Origin of the sequence: Paraburkholderia sp., from assembly GCF_028283785.1 — a bacterium.
Taxonomy (GTDB): Bacteria; Pseudomonadota; Gammaproteobacteria; order Burkholderiales; family Burkholderiaceae; genus Paraburkholderia.
Window position 1 is genome coordinate 114,219 of sequence record NZ_JAPWKB010000015.1, and the last position, 18,076, is coordinate 132,294.

Sequence of the window (18,076 nt, forward strand, 5' to 3'; positions counted from 1 at the left end):
CGACACGGCTTCAGATCACCTTCATTTCCTTCATGTGGAAAATCTGTTCGCGGCTATAGCCGAGATCCGCGAGCACTTCTTCCGAGTGTTCGCCCAACAGCGGCGAGCCCGTGATTTCCGGCGTCAGATCGGAGAACTTGATCGGGCTGCCGACCGTCAGGTACTTGCCGCGTGCCTTGTGATCGACCTCCGTAATCGTGCCGCTTGCACGCAGCGACGGATCGGCGGCGAGTTCTTTCATCGACAGAACCGGCGAGCACGGAATATCGAACTTGCGCAGAATATCGACCGCTTCGAACTTGGTCTTGTCGGCGAGCCATGCTTCGATCGTGCCGAAGATTTCGAAGATATGCGGTTGACGTGCTTCGGCGGTCTTGTACGCCGGATCCTCGATCCATTCCGGCTTGCCGAGTGCATGGCAGATCGGTTCCCACGCGTGGCCTTGCACCGTGAAGTAGATGTACGCGTTGGGGTCGGTCTCCCAGCCCTTGCACTTGAGCACCCAGCCCGGTTGTCCGCCGCCGCCCGCATTGCCGCCGCGCGGCACGACATCGCTGAAAGTGCCGTGCGGATACTGCGGATACTCTTCCAGATAACCGACGCGGTCGAGACGTTGCTGGTCGCGCAGTTTCACGCGGCACAGATTCAGCACGCTGTCCTGCATCGACACCGCGACCTTCTGGCCCTTGCCGGTTTTATCGCGGCCGATCAGCGCCGTCAGAATGCCGATCGCGAGGTGCATGCCGGTGTTGCTGTCGCCGAGTGCAGCGGACGCACACCGTCGGCGGACCGTCCCAGAAACCCGTCGTCGATGCGGCGCCGCCCGCGCATTGCGCGACGTTTTCATAGACTTTCAGGTCGTCGTAGTGGTGGCCGTCACTGAAGCCCTTGACCGACGCAACGATCATTTTCGGGTTCAGTTCGTTGATGTATTCCCACGAAAAACCCATCCGGTCGAGCGCGCCGGGGCCGAAGTTTTCGACCAGCACATCCGATTCGCGGATCAGCTTTTCGAGCACTTCCTTACCTTCCTGCTTCTTCGTATCGAGCGTCAGCGAACGCTTGTTGCTGTTGAGCATCGTGAAGTACAACGCATCGACGCCGGGGATATCGCGCAGTTGGCTACGCGTCACGTCGCCCGAACCGGGACGTTCGACCTTGATCACATCCGCGCCGAACCATGCGAGCAGTTGCGTACATGCCGGACCGGCCTGAACGTGCGTGAAGTCGATAATCTTGATGCCATCGAGGGGTTTGGTCACTTTGATCTCTCCTGTGGTCTGCAATAGGGTTCGCCGTTATTTCTTCATGGCCGCGCTTTGCGGATTGAGATTCGTCAGACGGCCGCTTTCGGTACCGGCGGCTTCGTCGATCACTGCATTGATCAAGGTGGGCTTGCCCGATGCGATCGCTTCGAGCAGCGCGGCCGTCAGCTCTTCCGGCGTGGTCGCGTGGAAGCCGACGCCGCCGAATGCTTCGATCATCTTGTCGTAACGCGCGTTCTTTACGAACACGGTCGGCGCAACGTCCTTGCCGCCCGTCGGGTTCACGTCGGTGCCGCGATACACGCCGTTGTTGTTGAACACGATCGTGCAGACCGGCAGGTCGTAACGGCAGATGGTTTCGAGTTCCATGCCGCTGAAACCGAATGCGCTGTCGCCTTCGATCGCGACGACGGGTTTGCCGCTCGTCACTGCCGCGCCGATCGCGAAGCCCATGCCGATGCCCATGATTCCCCACGTGCCCGAATCGAAACGCTTGCGCGGCTCGTACATGTCGATGATGCTGCGCGCGTAATCCAGCGTGTTCGCGCCTTCGTTGACGACGTTGATATCCGGCCGCGTCTTCAGCACATCGCGGATCGCGCGCAACGCGCTGTGGAAATTCATCGGCGACGGATTCTTTTCGAGCGTCGCGGCCATCTTCGCGAGGTTCTTGCTCTTGCGCTCGGTGATCGCGCCCGTCCATTCGACGCTCGGCTTCGTGAAGCCTTCGTCGATCGCGGCGACCAGTGCGGTCACGCACGAGCCGATGTCACCGACCACCGGCGCGGCAATCGCGACGTTGCTATCGATCTCCGTCGGCGAAATATCGATCTGCACGAACTGCTTCGGTGCGCCCCACGTCTTGCCCTTGCCGTGCGACAGCAGCCAGTTCAGCCGCGCGCCGACCAGCACGACCACATCGGCTTCGGCGAGCACGAACGAACGCGCCGCCGATGCGGACTGCGGATGCGTGTCCGGCAACAGGCCCTTGGCCATCGACATCGGCAGATACGGAATGCCCGATTTCTCGACGAACGCGCGAATCTCCGCATCGGCCTGTGCGTAAGCGGCGCCCTTGCCGAGCAGGATCAGCGGACGCTTCGCACCCTTCAGCAGGTCGATCGCGCGCTTCACCGAAGCCGGCGACGGCAACTGACGCGGTGCGGCATCCACGACCTTGATCAGCGACTGCTGCGCCATCACCGCGTCGATGGTTTGCGCCAGCAGCTTGGCCGGCAGATCCAGATACACGCCGCCCGGACGGCCCGACACGGCAGCCCGGATAGCGCGCGCCACGCCGACGCCGATGTCCTCGGCATGCAGCACGCGATACGCAGCCTTCGCATACGGCTTGGCCGCGTTCAGCTGATCCATTTCTTCGTAATCGCCTTGCTGCAAATCGACGATCTCGCGTTCGCTCGATCCGCTGATCAGGATCATCGGAAAGCAGTTCGTGGTTGCATTGGCGAGCGCGGTCAGTCCGTTCAGGAAGCCCGGCGCAGACACCGTCAGGCAGATGCCCGGTTTCTGCGTCATATAACCGGCGATGGCCGCCGCGTTGCCCGCGTGCTGCTCGTGCCGAAAGCCGATGAAGCGCATACCTTCGGCTTGCGCGAGGCGCGCGAGATCCGTGATGGGAATCCCGACAAGCCCGAAAATCGTATCGATATCGTTGAGCTTCAGCGCATCGATGACGAGGTGAAATCCGTCGGTCGTACGCTGCGTCTCTTCTGCAGGGGCGGTCTGCTGTTCGATGATCCCAACTACTTCTGCCATGACGTCTCCTCCGTGGCGGGTGTTTGTTGTCTCGTGATATACAATATTCCACACACAATATTAGTCAAGAGACCTTCGATTCGATTTCTTTGGGCTGCTGCGATGCGATTTCACGCAAACGCCCATGGGTCGGGCCTGACGACGACGTGCCTCTTGCGATGCACCAAAGCGTGCTTAGGGATAGTCCTAAGCGAGCCGGCCGCCCGAAACGCGATCCGGCGTTCGCGCGATGCGACGTATACGAGGGCGCGACTTACTCGCGCGCAGAACGCACGAAAGCCGCGACGTCGGATGAAGTCGCGGCGCATGTCGTGCATGTGATGGTCGAAGCGGCGGGGGTGCGTTGAACGGCTGGCGTGCGGCTAGTCGAGGAAGTCGCAATGCGCCTCGACGTATTGCGCGAGTTCGACCGAATGCTGACGCACCAGGATCTCGACACGTTCGGTGTCGCGACTTTCCAGTGCTTCGATGATGCGCATATGGTCGACGATCGAGCGTGATGCGCGGTCGCTTTCGGCGATCGTCATTCGACGGATCGCGCGCACGTGCATGAAGATGTTCTTGAGCGTATCGACGATGATCTGCGACTTCGATAACTCCACCAGTGCCTGATGGAAGGCGATATTCGCGTCCGAGTACTCTTCGATATGTTCGTTGGGTGTGGCGTCGCCGAAGTGATCGAACATCCTTCGCAACGCGGCGATGTCCTCGTTCGATGCACGCATCGTCGCGAGTCGTGCGGCCGTACTTTCGAGCGCGGCCCACATGTAGATCATCTCGACGATTTCTTTCTTGGTCTTGCGCAGGATGTACACGCCGCGTCGCGGCACCGAGCGCAAAAAGCCTTCCTGTTCGAGCAAGGTCATCGCCTCGCGAACCGGCGTGCGACTCACGCCGAGCGCCTCGGTCAACTCCTTCTCGTCGAGGCGCACTTCCTCGCGCGAACGGTAAATGTCAGTGGCGGCAATTGCCTGCTTCAGCTTCGCATACGCCTGATCCCGCAACGACGCCGACGCGCTGATCGGCGCCAGCGTCAATGTCAGCGCGACCGGATGCGCATCCTCTCGAGCGTCTGTGGACATGAAATGTGTCTCCGTCATTGTTGTCGTACATGAGCGTCTGTTCGCTGTGTTTTATTTTCAATACTGTATATCACATACCTATTGACGTCTAAGCGACTTTTCCGCGACGATGCGTCAAGGCGCACGAGCGAACCCGACGGAGTCGGTGTGCCTGAAAATGCATAAGCAATAGCGAATGATTTTGCGAAAAATATTTAACTGTTAGTTATCGTCGCGGGCTTCTACTCTGCTTCTTACGCAACCGACAACGGAGACAGCCATGAACGCCCTCGATGCACACCAAACGGAAGATCACCGCGCCGTTCAGGCGCAGCTTTGCGCGTACAACACGGCGTTCGCCGAGTTGGGACTGCGGTTTCGATGGGACACACATACGTTGCTGTCGCTCGCGACGATCGACGGCGAGCACGCGCGGATCGTGGCGTACATCGAGACGCATCATCCGCATCTGTTGAACGCATACAGCGCCGAATTTCTCGGCGACGCGATTCTCGCGAAGAAGAGCGCGCGCGTGCCGGAGATGGTGCCGACCCGCAACCAGGCCGGCGCCGGAGCGCGTGAACCGGCGGCGTCGCGCGGCTTTTCGCTCGGTGGTTATTGGGGCGACGAGGGCGGCGTGCCGGGGCTGGCCGGCGCTTGAATCACGGTTGCTTCACGCTTGGTTCACCCTTGGTTCACGCTCGAACCATCTCACCTGATCCTGCCGTGACTCACCCGCGCGCCGCGCGCGGGCGTCGCCGTCGCGACTAAACGCCGCGCAATCCCGACCTGCATCCGGGCGTCGACACGGGCCACCCGCCCGTCTCGACGCCCTTTTCTATTGGACCGTTGCGTCGCATCACCGTCCTGCCGCACTTCTCGCTAAACTACGCGCTTGTTTTCGTCCGGTCGCCGCGATGGCCGCTCCTTGCCGTCGCATTCGCACCGTCGACCCTCAACGTCAGGATTCAGCAATGAAGCAACTCGCAGTAGCCGCGGCGCTCGCCGTGATCCTCGCGCAACCGGCCGCGCCGGCGTTCGCGCAGACCATCAGCAACCAGTGCTTCGCGATGGGCGATATGGCCGGTCAGGTCGTCTCCTGGCGCAAACACAAGAAGACCAAGGCGCAAGCGCAAGCGCAGGCCGCCAAGTACTACGGCGACGACGCCGACCGTCAGGCCATGGGCGAGATCATCGAGAAGATCTACAGCCCGGACGGCGCGCATATGACGCCGGATCAGGCCAGCATGTTCTTTACCGACGAGTGCGCGCGTCGTCAGCCGAAACCGGCGGCCAACGGTCAATAACCGGCAACCGCGCAACGGGTAACGGCATGTGGCGCGCAGCCACGTCAACGTAAAACGGCGGCCCGAGGGCCGCCGTTTTACGTTCAGATTCAGGTTCAGGTTCATGCACACGCCGCCGACCGGCGGCGCGGTTCGAGGTCGAGCGGGACGCGTTACTCCGCCGTGCCTTCCGACAACGGCCGCAATGCCGACGCACTGCTGGTCGCGAGCGTGCCGGTTGCGCTGCCAGTTTCGTTGCTGGCCGCGATCCAGCGTGCCCGCATCGGTGCCAGCACGAACTTCGCCGACACACCCGCCGTGATCGTCACGACCGCCGCGACGATAAACACCAGGTTCCAGCCGCCGCTCGCCGACAACACCGATGCGATCGGCACCAGCAACGCGGCCGTTCCCTTCGCCGTGTACAACGTGCCGGCGTTGGCCGCCGCATATTTGCTGCCGAAGGTGTCCGCGCAGATCGCCGGGAAGATCGAGAAAATCTCGCCCCAGAACAGGAAGATCAGCGCCGCGAAGGTCATGAACGCGTACGGGTTCGTGCCGTATTCCATCAGCCCGAGCAAGGCCAGGCCTTCACCGATAAAGATCACGAACATCGTGTTTTCACGGCCGAGCTTGTCGGAGATAAAGCCGCACAGCGGACGCGTGAAGCCGTTGCAGATGTTGTCGATCGACAGCGTCATCGTCAGCAGCGGCAAGGTCATGCCGAGGAACGACATCGGCAGACGGGCGAGGCCCCAGTCTTTCGCGATCGGGCCGATTTGCGCGGTCGCCATCAGGCCGCCCGCCGCCACCGCAACGAACGACAGGTAGATCACCCAGAATACCGGCGCCTTGATCATCTGACCGGGCGTGTAATCCACTTTCGACACCGCGAACTTTTTCTTCGCGCCCATGCCGGGACGCGGCGCGGGTTTGTACAGCAGCAACGCCAGCACGAAGATGCTGACGCCTTGCAGGATGCCGAAGAACTGGAACGTATGTTCGTAGCCAGTACGCGTAATCATGTTTGCGATTGGAATCACCGTGACGGCCGCGCCCGCACCGAAGCCGGCCGCTGTCAGACCGGCCGCGAGACCGCGACGGTCCGGAAACCATTTCAGCGCATTGCCGACGCAGGTGCCGTACACGCCGCCCGCACCGATCCCGGCAATCACCGAGGCCGCGTACAGTTCGGTCAAAGTCGTTGCGTGCGAGAACATCACCCACGCGAGACCCGCGCAAACGGCACCGACCGCCACCACCGGACGCGGACCGAAACGGTCCACCAGCCAACCTTCGATCGGCACGAGCCAGGTTTCAGTCAGGATGAAAATGGAGAATGCCAGTTGGATCGATGCTTCGCCCCAATGATGCCTGGCATTCATCGGCGTGACGAACAGCGTCCACGCGTACTGGAGATTCGCGACCAGCGCCATACACAACATGCCGAGCACGAGTTGACACCAGCGGTTCGCCAGAAAGGCGCCCACCGGCGATTGCCTTGTCGATACGTTCATGAGCTACGTCTCCGTTATTTAATAATGTGTCGGGCGGCCTGAGCGTCAATCCACTCTAAACTCAAAGTGCTTTTGCGCGGCTACGACGCGTAAACCCGGGGGCCACGCGTTCGCCTCTTTCTACGGAACCATCGTAAGGTCATCGCGACGCGACGAATAATTAAACTTCGTAAGCGCGTGCATTCAGCATCGTTTATGGATCGACGGGATTTGCGCGCGCGATGCGTCGCGCATCGCGGCAAGCGCCTGCTAGTAAGGAAAGGAAACGCGGGTTCACGAAACGCGACCCGAACGGATCGCGTCGACGGCTCAAGTCGCTACGGGTAAACGTCGTTAATGCAAGTGCCTGAAATGCACTTACGCTGCCGCGCGACGACGCTCGGTGTTCGACGCTGCGCGTTCGAGATTGCCCAGCAGCCTGGTCACGCGATTGCGTTGCGACGCGACCAGATCGTGCGTACCGGCGAGTTCGCGCACACGCTTTTCCCAGTATGTGCGATCGAGCCGGCTAAGATCGCCTTCCATATTCGCGCGCAGCACGTATTGCAGCATGTTTTCAAGGTGATCGAGCTGGCGGTCAACCAGACTCGACGGCAACAGCCCCCCGGCTTTGGTGGTCGTTTGCTTATTGGTATTCATGTGATCCTGATTCCGCACGTCGTGCGTTTTGACGCTCGCTTCGATGCAAGCTTTGATGCGAGCCTCGGCCCTCGCCTGGAAGCCGCTCAAAGTCGGCCTTCTCTGCAAAGAACGATAACCTGGAAATTTTGGTAGGCTTGACCGTCCATCTCAGTTTCGGCCACACCGACGCCCATCGCTGCACATTTCGCTGAAAGCAAACGGCACGCTCGACAGCCGCACCGATGACTGCGTCGCCCGATCCTTCGATCCTCCGCCTCCCCGCTTCTCCGCCAATGACCGAGCCGCCGACCCGGCATCCGCCACCGCCCATCGACGCGACCCGCTTCAGCACTGCCCGCCTGCCAGCGCGTGAGCAGGCGCTTGCGTGGCGGGAGCGGGTCGGTCACGTGATCGACATGCCGCCGTCGAACGCGCTGCTGGAGAACGGCTTTGCCGGGCGGATCGACCGGTATTCGGTCGACGGCCTGACCTTCACCGACGCCCAGACCGATGCGCACGTGCTGGAGCGTTCAGTGGCGCGGGTCTCGACCGACGCGCGCCGCGACTTCGCGTTTCATCTCTATCTGGAAGGCACGCTCGGCGCCGTCACCGGCATGCAGCGCAAACGCAGCGAAGCCGATGCGACGGAGCGCGGCATCATCGCGATCGATCTCGGGCAACCGTTCCGGATCGAGCGGACGATGTGCCGCGTACTGACGATCTTCGTCCCGCGCGCGATCGTCGATCACGCGATACCGGACGGTGGAGAATCGATTCATGGCCGGATCCTGCCGCATCGCACGGCGCACACCGCGCTGATCTTCGACCATATTGCGGCGATCGCCCGCGAGATTCCGACGCTCGACGCGCATCGCGGCGCGGACATGCTGGTGGTTGCGCAACAGTTGCTGATCGACGCGTTTCGCGCGGAGTCGCGATTGCGCGGCAAGGGCCGCGCGGCGGTGCAAGCCGCGGTGATGGGACGGGTCCGCCGGTATATCGACGCGAATCTGCATCAAGCCAATCTGACGCCCGCGAGTGTCGTCGATGCGTTGCAGTTGAAACGCGCAACCATCTACCGATGGTTCGAGCACGAAGGCGGCCTCGGTGCGTATATCCGCCACCGTCGTCTGCGCGAAGCGGCCGACGAACTGGTGCGTTTCCCGCACCTTCAGGTCACTGAAATCGCTTACGGGCTCGGTTTTAGCAGCGCATCGGACTTCACGCGCGCGTTTCGCCGCGCGTTCGACATGAGTCCGCTCGATCTGAGAATACGCGCGCTGGCGTTGCAAAACGGCCAGCAAAACAGTCTGGCGTGACGGCGGCATGCAGCCGCCGCCTCAACGTACACACGCCGTCAGCCGCTCGCGCCGACGCCGAATTCGCCGGCGTCGCCCGGCGTATCGTGGGGATCGGCGTCCATCGCCCGAACCAGATCGCGCAGAAACTCACGCGTGATGCGGTCGAACGCGGGCGTTCCCGGCTCGCAGTCTTGCGGATTGAGTTTGCCCTGCGCGCGCCGGATCGTGGACACAGTGGCTTCGAGCGCGCGGGCCTGGTCCCAGATCGGATGTTCGGGTGGCTGGGTGTAATCGTCTTCCATGCCGGATTGACGGCACTCAGGCCGGGAAGCTTGAGCCATTTCTTCGACTAAACCCTCTATTTCCGGCGCCCGCTAGCGCAGGTTATAGCGCGCCTGAAGCGCTCCGATGACGTCGGCTGCCGCGCGCATCGCCGCGTTTTCGACGTCGGCGTCCCTGCGATCGCGGTGGATATAGTGGATATCCCAATTGCAGCCCGCTTCGTCGTCCTCGTGTTCATGAAGGCCGGTGGGAATCCATCCGGCGGTTTCCGGCCTCGCATCGAGTGCCTGAACGACGATGGCCAGCAGTTCCCGCTCCGTCTTGAGCTCGCGCGACATGGCTGTCTCCTGTGGATGCTGCGTGGTCGCAGCGTCTGTCCCGTGACTTGCAAGGACTTTGGAGAGCACTGTACACCTTGCCGCGCGTCCGGTTCAGGGACGGAAAGCGACGCAATCGATTTCGACCAGCGCATCGCGCGCGAGGCCGGTCACGCCGATACAGGTGCGCGCCGGCAATTTTCCAGGCGGGAAATACGCGGCGTAGACGGCGTTCATGGTCGGATAGTCGCGCTTGAAATCGGTCAGGTAGATCCGCACCGACAGCACGTTGTCGAGTCCGAGGCCGGTGCCTTTGAGCACCAGGATCAGGTTGTCCATCACGCGCTTCGTCTGGGCGGCGACGCCTTCGGGAAGCGGCGCGGAATCGTCTTCGGGCAAAGTCGGCATCTGGCCGGTCAGGAACACCCAGTTGCCGTGCTCGGTGGCATGCGAGAACGGCGCGACCGGTGTCGGTGCGCCTTCGACCATCCAGAACTTCGTCTGCGAATCCATCTGCCGTCACTCCATTGAAAAATGCAATACGGTTACGAAAAGGCCGCGATGCGCGCTGCCGTCGATCCGGTATTGTGCATCGCCAATTTTCGACGCCCGGCTGACACCGGCCCGCCGTCGCGGTGCCCGGGCTGATTGACCAATCACCCGACGAAACCGCGCCGAACCCTCCGCCAACCCTGCTTTTTCGGCAAAGGAGGCGTCGGAATCTATCACTTGTTCACGCGATTTTGGATTTCTACGATCGGTTCGAACCGTAGGGCGCACGCTGCATGTCCCGCCCTACTCGCGCGGCACACCGCGTCAGGGTTGCCGGATTCCGGCAGCCGCTCATCGATGCTCTCACCGGATCTGGACAATGATTGCTGGCACTGAACCCCGCACCAAACGGACACTGGTTTTTATCCTTCTGTACATCGGCTACTGCATTTCGTACATCGACCGTTCCGCCGTGTCGCTGTCGCTGACGCATATCGGCCACGACTTCCATCTGAATCCGGCCCAGCTCGGCGTGATCCTGAGCGCGTTTTATCTGAGCTATTCGATCATGCAGATTCCCGGCGGCTGGCTCGCCGACCGGTTCGGCAGCAAGATCGTCGTGGTGGTGTCGATCGCCTTCTGGTCGGTGTTCACCGTGCTGACCGGTTTCGCGTGGTCGCTCGCATCGATGATCGCGATCCGCTTTATCTTCGGTCTCGGTGAAGGCGGTTATCCGGCCTCGGCGGTCAAGGGCGTGGTCGAAGCGTATCCGCGCGCCGAACGCCCCAAGATGTCGTCGCTGCTGATCTCGTCGAACTACGTGGGCAGCTTTATCGCACCGCTGATCATCGCGCCGCTGATTCTGTTCCTCGGCTGGCGTCATGCGTTTATCGCGATCGGTGCAGCCGGCGTCGTGTTCGCTCTGGTCTATCTGGTGTTCGTGAAGGCGCCCCGCCCGTCGCGCGACGAAGCCGCCGCACAAGCCGCGCTCAATAGCGGCAAAGCTGGCAAAGGCGGCACCCGTGATCTGCTGAAAATGCCGCTGATGTGGAAAGTGCTGACCGTGTGGTTCGGTCTGAGCATCGTCAACAAGGGACTCGACGCGTGGATGCCGGCGTACCTGCTGACCGCGCGTCATCTCGATCTGAAATCGGTCGGGCTGCTGACGCCGCTGCCGTTTATCACCGCGAGCATCGCGACGGCGATCGGCGGCTGGGTGATGACGCGCTTCTTCGACGGCCGCGAGAAGTATCTGATGATGGGTTGCTGTGCGATTACCGGCGTGTTCCTGTATCTGATGTACACCGCGCACACGGTAGCCGGCGTGATCGCGTTTCAGTCGATCGTCTACTTCTTCAAATCGTTCGTGTTCGCCGCCGCATTCGCGCTGCCCACCAAGATCTTGCCGCAGCGGCTGGTGGGAACGGGTATCGGCATGGTGAATTTCGGTGGACAGGTGGCCGGTTTCGTCGCGCCGCTGATGATCGGTCTGCTGGTCTCGCACTACGACAGCTACGACTCCGCGTTTATCTTCCTGATCGCTTCCACCGCGATGGCCACGCTGGTCAGCCTGACGATCAACGCGTCCCGAATCCGCGACGTGCAACTCGCGAACGAAGCGGAAGCCTGAGCCACGCACCGGCCCGGAGTCTCCGGGCTATGATTGGGCGGTCCATCACTTGTCGTCCGTCCGCCCAATGAATCCGCGCATTCTGCAAGAAGCCGCCGTCCGCTATTTTCTCGAAGTCGTCAACACCGGCTCGATCAGCGATGCGGCGGCCAAACTGCACGTCGTGCCGTCGGCGGTCAGCCGGCAGATCAGCCGCCTCGAAAGCGAACTGAACGCCACACTGTTCGAGCGTCAGTCGCGCGGCATGGTGCCGAGCCGCGCCGGTGAACTGCTCGCGGCGTATGCGCGGCGCTCGCTGCTCGACGCCGAACACGTCAGCACCGAGCTCGACGCGTTGCGCGCCGATGCGGAAATGACCATCCGTATCGCCTGCACCGAAGGTTTCGCCGCCGAATTCCTGCCGCACGCGATGACGCAGTTTCGCCGCGCGCATCCGTCGGCGCGCTTCAATCTGGCGGTGGCGACGGCGTCGGCGGTGACGCGCCAGGTGCGCGAAGCCGAAGTCGATCTCGGCTTCACGTTCAGTCTCGGCCCGGTCCGCGATATTCACGTCAACTATGCGCAGCCCGCGCCGGTGCTGGCCGTCGTCGCACCGACCCATCCGCTTGCACAGCGCAGCGAAGTATCGTTGCGTGAACTGTTCGACCATCCGCTTGCACTGCCCGGCCCGAACTCGACGCTGCGCCAGTTGCTCGATATCTATTGCAGCCGCGAAGGCATCCGCTACAAAAGCGTGCTCGATAGCGAAACCCTCGAAACGCTGCTCAATTTTTCGCTGTCCGGCGATGCGATCACGTTCAGCGGCGAGCTGTTTTTGCGCAGCCGCCTCGCGCGCGGTCAACTGGTCGCGCTGCCCGTTCCCGAACTGCATGTCAGCGACCGCAACATCGAAGTGCAGACACTCGCGCGACGCGAATTGCCGCCGCTGCTGCAAGCGTTTATTGCGAGCGTCAGCGCGTTGCTGCCTTCGCGCGATACGCAGTAGCGGTGTCTCACGGCGCGGTGCAAGGCCTCGTCCTACGGTCGTCGCGCGGTCGTTGTCCAAAAGTAAAAAGCCCCTTCGATATTCGTCAATAGCCGGGTCCGCGCGACTCGGCTACATTCATTTGCATCGTCGTTCAACGCAGCAAAAGGTAAGCGAACCGTGTCCGATACAAACGAGTTGGTGAGTCAAAGCGCAGTCGAATTGAAGAAGCGTCTCGAAACCCGTGAGATTTCGCCCGTCGAACTGCTCGACGCGTGCATCGAACGGATCGAAGCATTGAACCCGAAGATCAACGCATTCTGTGCGACCAGTTTCGAGCGCGCGCGCATCGAGGCGCGTCAGGCCGAACGCGATTTCGCGAGCGGAGAACGCAAGGGTCTGTTGCACGGCCTGCCGATCGGCATCAAGGATCTCGAAGAAACCGAAGGCGTGTTGACCACCTACGGCTCGCCGCTGTTCCGCTCGAACGTGCCGACCGAAGACAACACGCTGGTTCGCCGTTTGCGCGACGCGGGCGCGATCGTCGTCGGCAAGACCAACGTGCCGGAGATGGGCGCGGGCGCGAACAGCTTCAACCCGGTGTGGGGCGCGACCGGCAACCCGTTCAATCCGGAGCTGAATGCGGGCGGTTCGTCGGGCGGATCGGCCGCCGCGCTGGCCGTCGATATGGTACCGCTGTGCAGCGGTTCCGACACCGGCGGATCGTTGCGGATTCCCGCCGCGAAGTGCGGCGTGGTCGGTTTGCGCACTTCGCCCGGACTCGTGCCGAGCGAGCGCAAGCAGCTTGGCTGGACGCCGCTCGCGGTGGTCGGTCCGATGGGCCGCGACGTCGCCGATACATGGCTGCAACTGGCCGCGACGGCAGGCGCGTCGGGCACCGATCCGCTCAGCTATCCGTTCGAGATGCACGCGTCGATCGATCAGGAACGGCCGGTCGATCTGTCGCGCCTGCGCGTCGGTTACACCGAAGATTTCGGCGTCTGCGACGTGGACGACGAGATTCGCGCGGTGTTTCGCAGCAAGATCGACGCGTTGCGCGGATCGTTCGCGGTCTGCGAGCCGATCGATATGCAGATGCACGATGCGCACGGCTGTTTCGACGTGCTGCGCGCCGAAGCCTTCGTGATGAGCCTGCAAAAAGCCTATGAAAACGATCCGGATTCACTCGGACCGAATCCGCGCGCGAACTACGAAATGGGCGCGAGCATGTTGCTGAAGGATTGCGTGCGCGCGCACAACCAGCAGACGCGCATTTTCCGCGACTTCCAGAAACTGTTCGACCGTTACGACGTGATCCTGTCGCCGACAACGCCGGTGTCGCCGTTTCCGTGGTCGCAGCCGTATCTGAAATCGGTCAATGGCGTAGCGCTCGAAAACTACTACCGCTGGCTGTCGCTGACTTACGTGGTGACGCTCGCGACCAATCCGGCGCTGTCGCTGCCGGTCGGCACCGATCATCGCGGGATGCCGTTCGGCCTTCAGATGATCGGCCGCTTCCGCGGCGATCTGGAATTGCTGCTCGCGGCGCATGCAGTCGAAGCCGTGTGCGATGCGTCGCCGGCATTGCGCCGTCCGAAGCCCGATCTCGCCGCGCTGTCGACAACCCGCGTCGATCTCCGCGCGATCGTCACGCATCCGCCGGTGCTCGATGCGTCCGCGGTCCCGCTGGCCGACCGGCCCGCCGTTTGAATTGACGTATGATCTGACGCTCGAATCCCTGCGTGAATCTGATCTCATCCAACCCGAATCTGCAACTGGACACTCGCATCGTGACTGACAGTATTTACGGCAAGCCGCTCGCCGCGTGGCTGTCCGAATTTCCGTTGATCGAACCGTTGATGCAACAACGGCCGCTCGCGTGGTTCAACCCGGCCGTCGTGCCGTTTTCCGACGCACTGGCCGATATTTCGCTCGACGCCGCCGACGTGCGCGACGCCAGCGATCGTCTGACGCGCTTCGCGCCGTTTATCGCCGGGGCTTTTCCGGACGTCGCGGCGGCAGGCGGCATCATCGAATCGCCTCTGACGCCGGTGCCCGCCTTCGCCGATGCCGTGCGCGCCCGTTACGGGATCGCCGAACCGGTGAACATGCTGCTGAAAAAAGACAGCCATCTGCCGATTTCCGGGTCGATCAAGGCGCGCGGCGGCATCTATGAGGTGCTGTTCCATGCGGAAAAACTCGCGCTCGCGCACGGCCTGCTGACGCGCGACGACGACTATCGCGTGCTTGCTGGTGACGCGTGCCAGGCGCTGTTTCGCGCGCACCGGATCGCGGTCGGATCGACCGGAAATCTCGGCATGTCGATCGGCATTGCCGCCGCCACGCTCGGCTTCGACACGACCGTGCATATGTCCGCGGATGCACGTCAGTGGAAGAAAGACCGCTTGCGCGCGCACGGCGTCAACGTGATCGAATACGCGGGCGATTACGGCGAAGCGGTCGAAAACGGCCGTCGGCAGGCGGCGAACGATCCATCCTGTCATTTCATCGACGACGAAAATTCGACCACGCTGTTTCTCGGCTATTCGGTTGCGGGCGAACGGCTCAAGCGCCAGCTCGAAGCGGCCGGCACACGTGTCGATGCCGACCACCCGTTGTTCGTCTACTTGCCGTGCGGCGTGGGCGGTGGACCCGGCGGCGTCGCGTTCGGGCTGAAGCTCGCATTCGGCGACGCTGTCCACTGTATTTTCGCGGAACCGACGCATTCGCCGTGCATGCTGATGGGCGTCTACACCGGCCTGCCACGACGCGCTCGCGGTACAGGATTTCGGCATCGACAACGTCACCGCTGCCGACGGTCTCGCAGTCGGCCGGCCGTCGGGCTTCGTCGGGCGGTCGATGCAGCGGATGATCGACGGCTATTTCACCGTCGACGACACCGAACTGTTCGCGTTGCTCGCACTGATGGCGGACACCGAAGACGTGCGGCTCGAACCGTCGGCGCTTGCGGGCGCATCGGGATTCGCGCGCGTGCTCGGCAACGTCGACGGTTATCGCGAGCGGATCGGTCTCGATGCCGCACGCGCCGCCGCCGCGACGCATATCGTCTGGGCGACGGGCGGCGGCATGGTGCCGCGCGAAGAGATGGACAAATACGTCGCAGCGGGGCAACGCGCGCTCGCTGCCTGAGCGATCAGCCGGGATCGCACCGCATCGGATCGCCGCATTCCGCATCGACGGAGAAGCCACACGCGCGTATCGCCTGCGCTTGGCAAGCCTTTGAAACGTCTGATAAAGTAGCAAAACGCGTGGCAGCTCTGCCACGCGTGTTTTCCCTTCACTTCACACTTCACTGGGAGGCGTCATATGTTTTCGATGTGCATCGCTTTCCCAAACGTGAGTTCTCGACGAGTCTGATCCGCAGTTCGGCATCCTCGTCGCCTCCGCGCTGACACACTTTCGTCGCGCCGCTTTCTGACAGTCCGTTTTATCCGTTCGCCGGTTTTTTCGTGCGCGAGCGACGACTGTCGTTTTCATGTTCTACCGACCGGATCGCGCCGCGCGCATCCCGTTACAGGCAATCGAAAATGGCTAATAAAAAATTCAACCTGGGTGGCCAGGCGTTTAAAAACGTTCTCGGATTCACGTTCGGGCATTGGGGCAAGCAGCCCGGCCGGATCGTCGCCATCATCGCGCTCGCGCTGATGTCGGCGGCGGCCGATGTGCTGACGCCGATGTTCGCCGGTCGCCTCGTCGATGCGCTGGCAGCGGGCGCCGGCGGCAAGGATCTCGCGTGGCACGCGGCGATCACCGCGTTCAGCGTGCTGATCGCGCTCGGCGTGACGGGCACGCTGTGCCGTCAGTTTGCGTTTCGCAACATTATCGTGCTGACGTTGCGGATGATGAGCGCCATCGCCGCCGACGCATTCCATCGCGTCCAGCGCTTCTCCACCGACTGGCACGGCAACAGCTTCGCCGGGTCCACGGTGCGCAAGATCACGCGCGGCATGTGGGCGCTCGACCTGCTCAACGACACCTTGCTGATCGCGCTGTTGCCGTCGCTGGTGATGCTGGCCGGTGCGACCGTGCTGGTCGGCGCGCATTGGGCGGTGATGGGCGCGGTGGTCGGGATCGGCTCGCTGCTGTATATCGCGGTGACGGTGGCGTTGTCGCTCGGCTATGTCGCGCCGGCCGCGCGGCTCGGCAATGCGTGGGACACGCGCATGGGCGGCGCGCTCGCGGATGCCGTCAGTTGCAACGCGGTGGTCAAGTCGTTTGGTGCGGAGACGCGTGAAGAGGCGCGCCTGTCGCGCGTGATCGGCAAATGGAGCGACCGCACGCGCCGCACGTGGCAACGCGGCACGACCAACGGCGGCGTGCAGGGCGGCATGCTGGTGTTGATGCAGGCAGCGATCATCGGCGCTGCGCTGCTGTTGTGGCGCGACGATCTCGCCAGCGTCGGCGACATCACGTTTTTGCTGACGATGTTCTTCATGTTGCAAGGCTATCTGCGCGAAGTGGGCATGCATGTGCGCAATCTGCAACGCTCGGTGAACGATATGGAAGAACTGGTTTCGCTCGACGCGCAATCGCTCGGTATCGAAGACCGTCCGGATGCGAAGCCGATCGCGATCAGGCAAGGCGAAATCCGTTTCGAGCACGTCGATTTTCGTTACGAAGGTCACGATGCGCTGCTCTACGACAACTTCTCGTTGCGGATCGCGCCGGGCGAGCGGATCGGGCTGGTCGGCCATTCGGGATCGGGCAAGACCACGCTGATCAAGCTGATCCAGCGCTTCTACGACGTCAGCGGCGGACGCATCACGATCGACGGCCAGAATATCGCCGACGCGCGGCAGGCGTCGTTGCGCAGCCAGATTGCAATCGTCCAGCAGGAGCCGGTGCTGTTTCACCGCAGCCTCGCGGAAAACATCGCGTATGCGAAGCCGGGCGCAAGCCGCGCGGAGATCGAACGGGCCGCGAAACTGGCGAGCGCGCACGACTTTATCGCCGCGTTGCCGCAAGGGTATGAAACGCTGGTCGGCGAACGTGGCGTGAAGCTGTCGGGCGGCGAGCGTCAGCGTGTGGCGCTGGCGCGTGCGTTCCTCGCCGATGCGCCGATCCTGATCCTCGACGAAGCGACGTCGAGTCTCGACAGCGAAAGCGAAGTGCTGATCCAGCAGGCGATGGAACGGCTGATGGAAGGCCGGACCACGCTAGTGGTCGCGCACCGGTTATCGACGGTGCGCGCGATGGACCGGCTGCTGGTGCTGGACAAGGGCCGCGTAATCGAGGAAGGCCGCCACGAGGCGCTGGTGCGACTGGAGAACGGGCTGTACCGCCGCCTGTTCGAGCGGCAGGCGCTGGGATTGATGGAAGGCCTCGTCGATGCGCACGCGCCGGCAATCGTCGAACCCGCTGATGACGAAGCGCTCGTCGCAGCGAAGTAATCGTCATCGGAAAACAGGCATGCCGGCGTCCGCGCAATGCGGGCGCCGGGTTTCCCGTATTTGCGGGGAATCCGCCGGCGAGTCACTCTCCGACGCCCGCGTTTTTCGACGCCTGGCCGCAACGAAACTGCTTTATCCTCGGTGACTTCGACC

15 protein-coding genes and 2 pseudogenes are annotated in these 18,076 nt (G+C 62.5%); 9 read left to right on the forward strand and 8 right to left on the reverse strand.

What is annotated here, in order from left to right; genetic code table 11:
* Window positions 1-10: 10 nt before the first annotated feature.
* From frc to PW947_RS18485, 3 genes and pseudogenes are all read right to left on the reverse strand, one after another.
* Window positions 11-1,262: pseudogene (frc, locus tag PW947_RS18475) on the reverse strand (formyl-CoA transferase).
* Between the two features lie 36 nt (window positions 1,263-1,298).
* Window positions 1,299-3,041, reverse strand: coding sequence for an oxalyl-CoA decarboxylase (gene oxc, locus PW947_RS18480; protein WP_299633805.1), 1,743 nt, complete (start codon window positions 3,039-3,041; stop codon window positions 1,299-1,301).
* 362 nt (window positions 3,042-3,403) lie between these two features.
* A complete protein-coding gene (locus PW947_RS18485) occupies window positions 3,404-4,123 on the reverse strand; it encodes a GntR family transcriptional regulator (protein ID WP_299633806.1) in 720 nt (239 codons plus the stop codon).
* Between the two features lie 259 nt (window positions 4,124-4,382).
* Here PW947_RS18485 and PW947_RS18490 point away from each other — a divergent pair, with 259 nt between their 5' ends.
* Both PW947_RS18490 and PW947_RS18495 read left to right on the forward strand, forming a co-directional pair.
* Window positions 4,383-4,763: a hypothetical protein gene (locus tag PW947_RS18490; RefSeq protein WP_299633807.1), complete on the forward strand. Its 381-nt coding sequence runs from the start codon at window positions 4,383-4,385 to the stop codon at window positions 4,761-4,763.
* Between the two features lie 313 nt (window positions 4,764-5,076).
* On the forward strand, window positions 5,077-5,409 hold the full coding sequence (locus PW947_RS18495; RefSeq protein ID WP_299633808.1) for a hypothetical protein: 333 nt from the start codon (window positions 5,077-5,079) through the stop codon (window positions 5,407-5,409).
* A gap of 152 nt (window positions 5,410-5,561) precedes the next feature.
* On the opposite strand, the gene oxlT is transcribed toward PW947_RS18495, so the two are convergent.
* Together oxlT and PW947_RS18505 are read right to left on the reverse strand one after the other, a co-directional pair.
* Window positions 5,562-6,905: an oxalate/formate MFS antiporter gene (gene oxlT / locus PW947_RS18500; protein ID WP_299633809.1), complete on the reverse strand. Its 1,344-nt coding sequence runs from the start codon at window positions 6,903-6,905 to the stop codon at window positions 5,562-5,564.
* A 357-nt stretch (window positions 6,906-7,262) separates the two neighbouring features.
* Window positions 7,263-7,544 carry a hypothetical protein gene (locus tag PW947_RS18505; protein WP_299633810.1) on the reverse strand — a complete coding sequence of 94 codons (282 nt, stop codon included), beginning with the start codon at window positions 7,542-7,544 and terminating at the stop codon, window positions 7,263-7,265.
* Between the two features lie 275 nt (window positions 7,545-7,819).
* On the opposite strand from PW947_RS18505, the gene PW947_RS18510 reads away from it, so the two are divergent.
* Window positions 7,820-8,845, forward strand: a complete 1,026-nt coding sequence (locus PW947_RS18510) for an AraC family transcriptional regulator (protein ID WP_299633811.1) — start codon at window positions 7,820-7,822, stop codon at window positions 8,843-8,845.
* Window positions 8,846-8,883: 38 nt separating this feature from the next.
* Here the strand turns inward: PW947_RS18510 and PW947_RS18515 are convergent, their stop codons facing one another.
* The 3 genes from PW947_RS18515 to PW947_RS18525 form a co-directional block, all read right to left on the reverse strand.
* Window positions 8,884-9,168, reverse strand: coding sequence for a hypothetical protein (locus tag PW947_RS18515; protein ID WP_299633812.1), 285 nt, complete (start codon window positions 9,166-9,168; stop codon window positions 8,884-8,886).
* 33 nt (window positions 9,169-9,201) lie between these two features.
* Window positions 9,202-9,447 (reverse strand): hypothetical protein, encoded by a 246-nt coding sequence (locus PW947_RS18520; RefSeq protein WP_299633813.1) that lies wholly within the window; start codon window positions 9,445-9,447, stop codon window positions 9,202-9,204.
* 93 nt (window positions 9,448-9,540) lie between these two features.
* On the reverse strand, window positions 9,541-9,939 hold the full coding sequence (locus PW947_RS18525) for a RidA family protein (RefSeq protein ID WP_299633814.1): 399 nt from the start codon (window positions 9,937-9,939) through the stop codon (window positions 9,541-9,543).
* Between the two features lie 358 nt (window positions 9,940-10,297).
* Here PW947_RS18525 and PW947_RS18530 point away from each other — a divergent pair, with 358 nt between their 5' ends.
* From PW947_RS18530 to PW947_RS18550, 6 genes and pseudogenes are all read left to right on the forward strand, one after another.
* Window positions 10,298-11,548 (forward strand): MFS transporter, encoded by a 1,251-nt coding sequence (locus PW947_RS18530; protein WP_299633815.1) that lies wholly within the window; start codon window positions 10,298-10,300, stop codon window positions 11,546-11,548.
* A 67-nt stretch (window positions 11,549-11,615) separates the two neighbouring features.
* Complete coding sequence (locus tag PW947_RS18535) at window positions 11,616-12,533, forward strand: LysR family transcriptional regulator (protein WP_299633816.1); 918 nt, start codon at window positions 11,616-11,618, stop codon at window positions 12,531-12,533.
* A gap of 159 nt (window positions 12,534-12,692) precedes the next feature.
* Entirely contained in the window at window positions 12,693-14,222 is a 1,530-nt protein-coding gene (locus tag PW947_RS18540; RefSeq protein ID WP_299633817.1) for an amidase, read from the forward strand.
* Window positions 14,223-14,371: 149 nt separating this feature from the next.
* Window positions 14,372-15,352, forward strand: a pseudogene (locus PW947_RS18545) (D-serine ammonia-lyase); the annotation flags it as partial.
* Between the two features lie 19 nt (window positions 15,353-15,371).
* Window positions 15,372-15,662 carry a D-serine dehydratase gene (locus PW947_RS31265; RefSeq protein ID WP_366146132.1) on the forward strand — a complete coding sequence of 97 codons (291 nt, stop codon included), beginning with the start codon at window positions 15,372-15,374 and terminating at the stop codon, window positions 15,660-15,662.
* A 398-nt stretch (window positions 15,663-16,060) separates the two neighbouring features.
* Window positions 16,061-17,923 (forward strand): ABC transporter ATP-binding protein, encoded by a 1,863-nt coding sequence (locus PW947_RS18550; protein ID WP_299633818.1) that lies wholly within the window; start codon window positions 16,061-16,063, stop codon window positions 17,921-17,923.
* Window positions 17,924-18,076: the final 153 nt, after the last annotated feature.

What these genes read in the sequence shown, in the direction of transcription:
- oxc (WP_299633805.1), bottom strand. Translation starts at nt 3,041, where the DNA reads ATGGCAGAAGTAGTTGGGATCATCGAACAGCAGACCGCCCCTGCAGAA.
- PW947_RS18485 (WP_299633806.1), bottom strand. Translation starts at nt 4,123, where the DNA reads ATGTCCACAGACGCTCGAGAGGATGCGCATCCGGTCGCGCTGACATTG.
- PW947_RS18490 (WP_299633807.1), top strand. Translation starts at nt 4,383, where the DNA reads ATGAACGCCCTCGATGCACACCAAACGGAAGATCACCGCGCCGTTCAG.
- PW947_RS18495 (WP_299633808.1), top strand. Translation starts at nt 5,077, where the DNA reads ATGAAGCAACTCGCAGTAGCCGCGGCGCTCGCCGTGATCCTCGCGCAA.
- oxlT (WP_299633809.1), bottom strand. Translation starts at nt 6,905, where the DNA reads ATGAACGTATCGACAAGGCAATCGCCGGTGGGCGCCTTTCTGGCGAAC.
- PW947_RS18505 (WP_299633810.1), bottom strand. Translation starts at nt 7,544, where the DNA reads ATGAATACCAATAAGCAAACGACCACCAAAGCCGGGGGGCTGTTGCCG.
- PW947_RS18510 (WP_299633811.1), top strand. Translation starts at nt 7,820, where the DNA reads ATGACCGAGCCGCCGACCCGGCATCCGCCACCGCCCATCGACGCGACC.
- PW947_RS18515 (WP_299633812.1), bottom strand. Translation starts at nt 9,168, where the DNA reads ATGGCTCAAGCTTCCCGGCCTGAGTGCCGTCAATCCGGCATGGAAGAC.
- PW947_RS18520 (WP_299633813.1), bottom strand. Translation starts at nt 9,447, where the DNA reads ATGTCGCGCGAGCTCAAGACGGAGCGGGAACTGCTGGCCATCGTCGTT.
- PW947_RS18525 (WP_299633814.1), bottom strand. Translation starts at nt 9,939, where the DNA reads ATGGATTCGCAGACGAAGTTCTGGATGGTCGAAGGCGCACCGACACCG.
- PW947_RS18530 (WP_299633815.1), top strand. Translation starts at nt 10,298, where the DNA reads ATGATTGCTGGCACTGAACCCCGCACCAAACGGACACTGGTTTTTATC.
- PW947_RS18535 (WP_299633816.1), top strand. Translation starts at nt 11,616, where the DNA reads ATGAATCCGCGCATTCTGCAAGAAGCCGCCGTCCGCTATTTTCTCGAA.
- PW947_RS31265 (WP_366146132.1), top strand. Translation starts at nt 15,372, where the DNA reads ATGCAGCGGATGATCGACGGCTATTTCACCGTCGACGACACCGAACTG.
- PW947_RS18550 (WP_299633818.1), top strand. Translation starts at nt 16,061, where the DNA reads ATGGCTAATAAAAAATTCAACCTGGGTGGCCAGGCGTTTAAAAACGTT.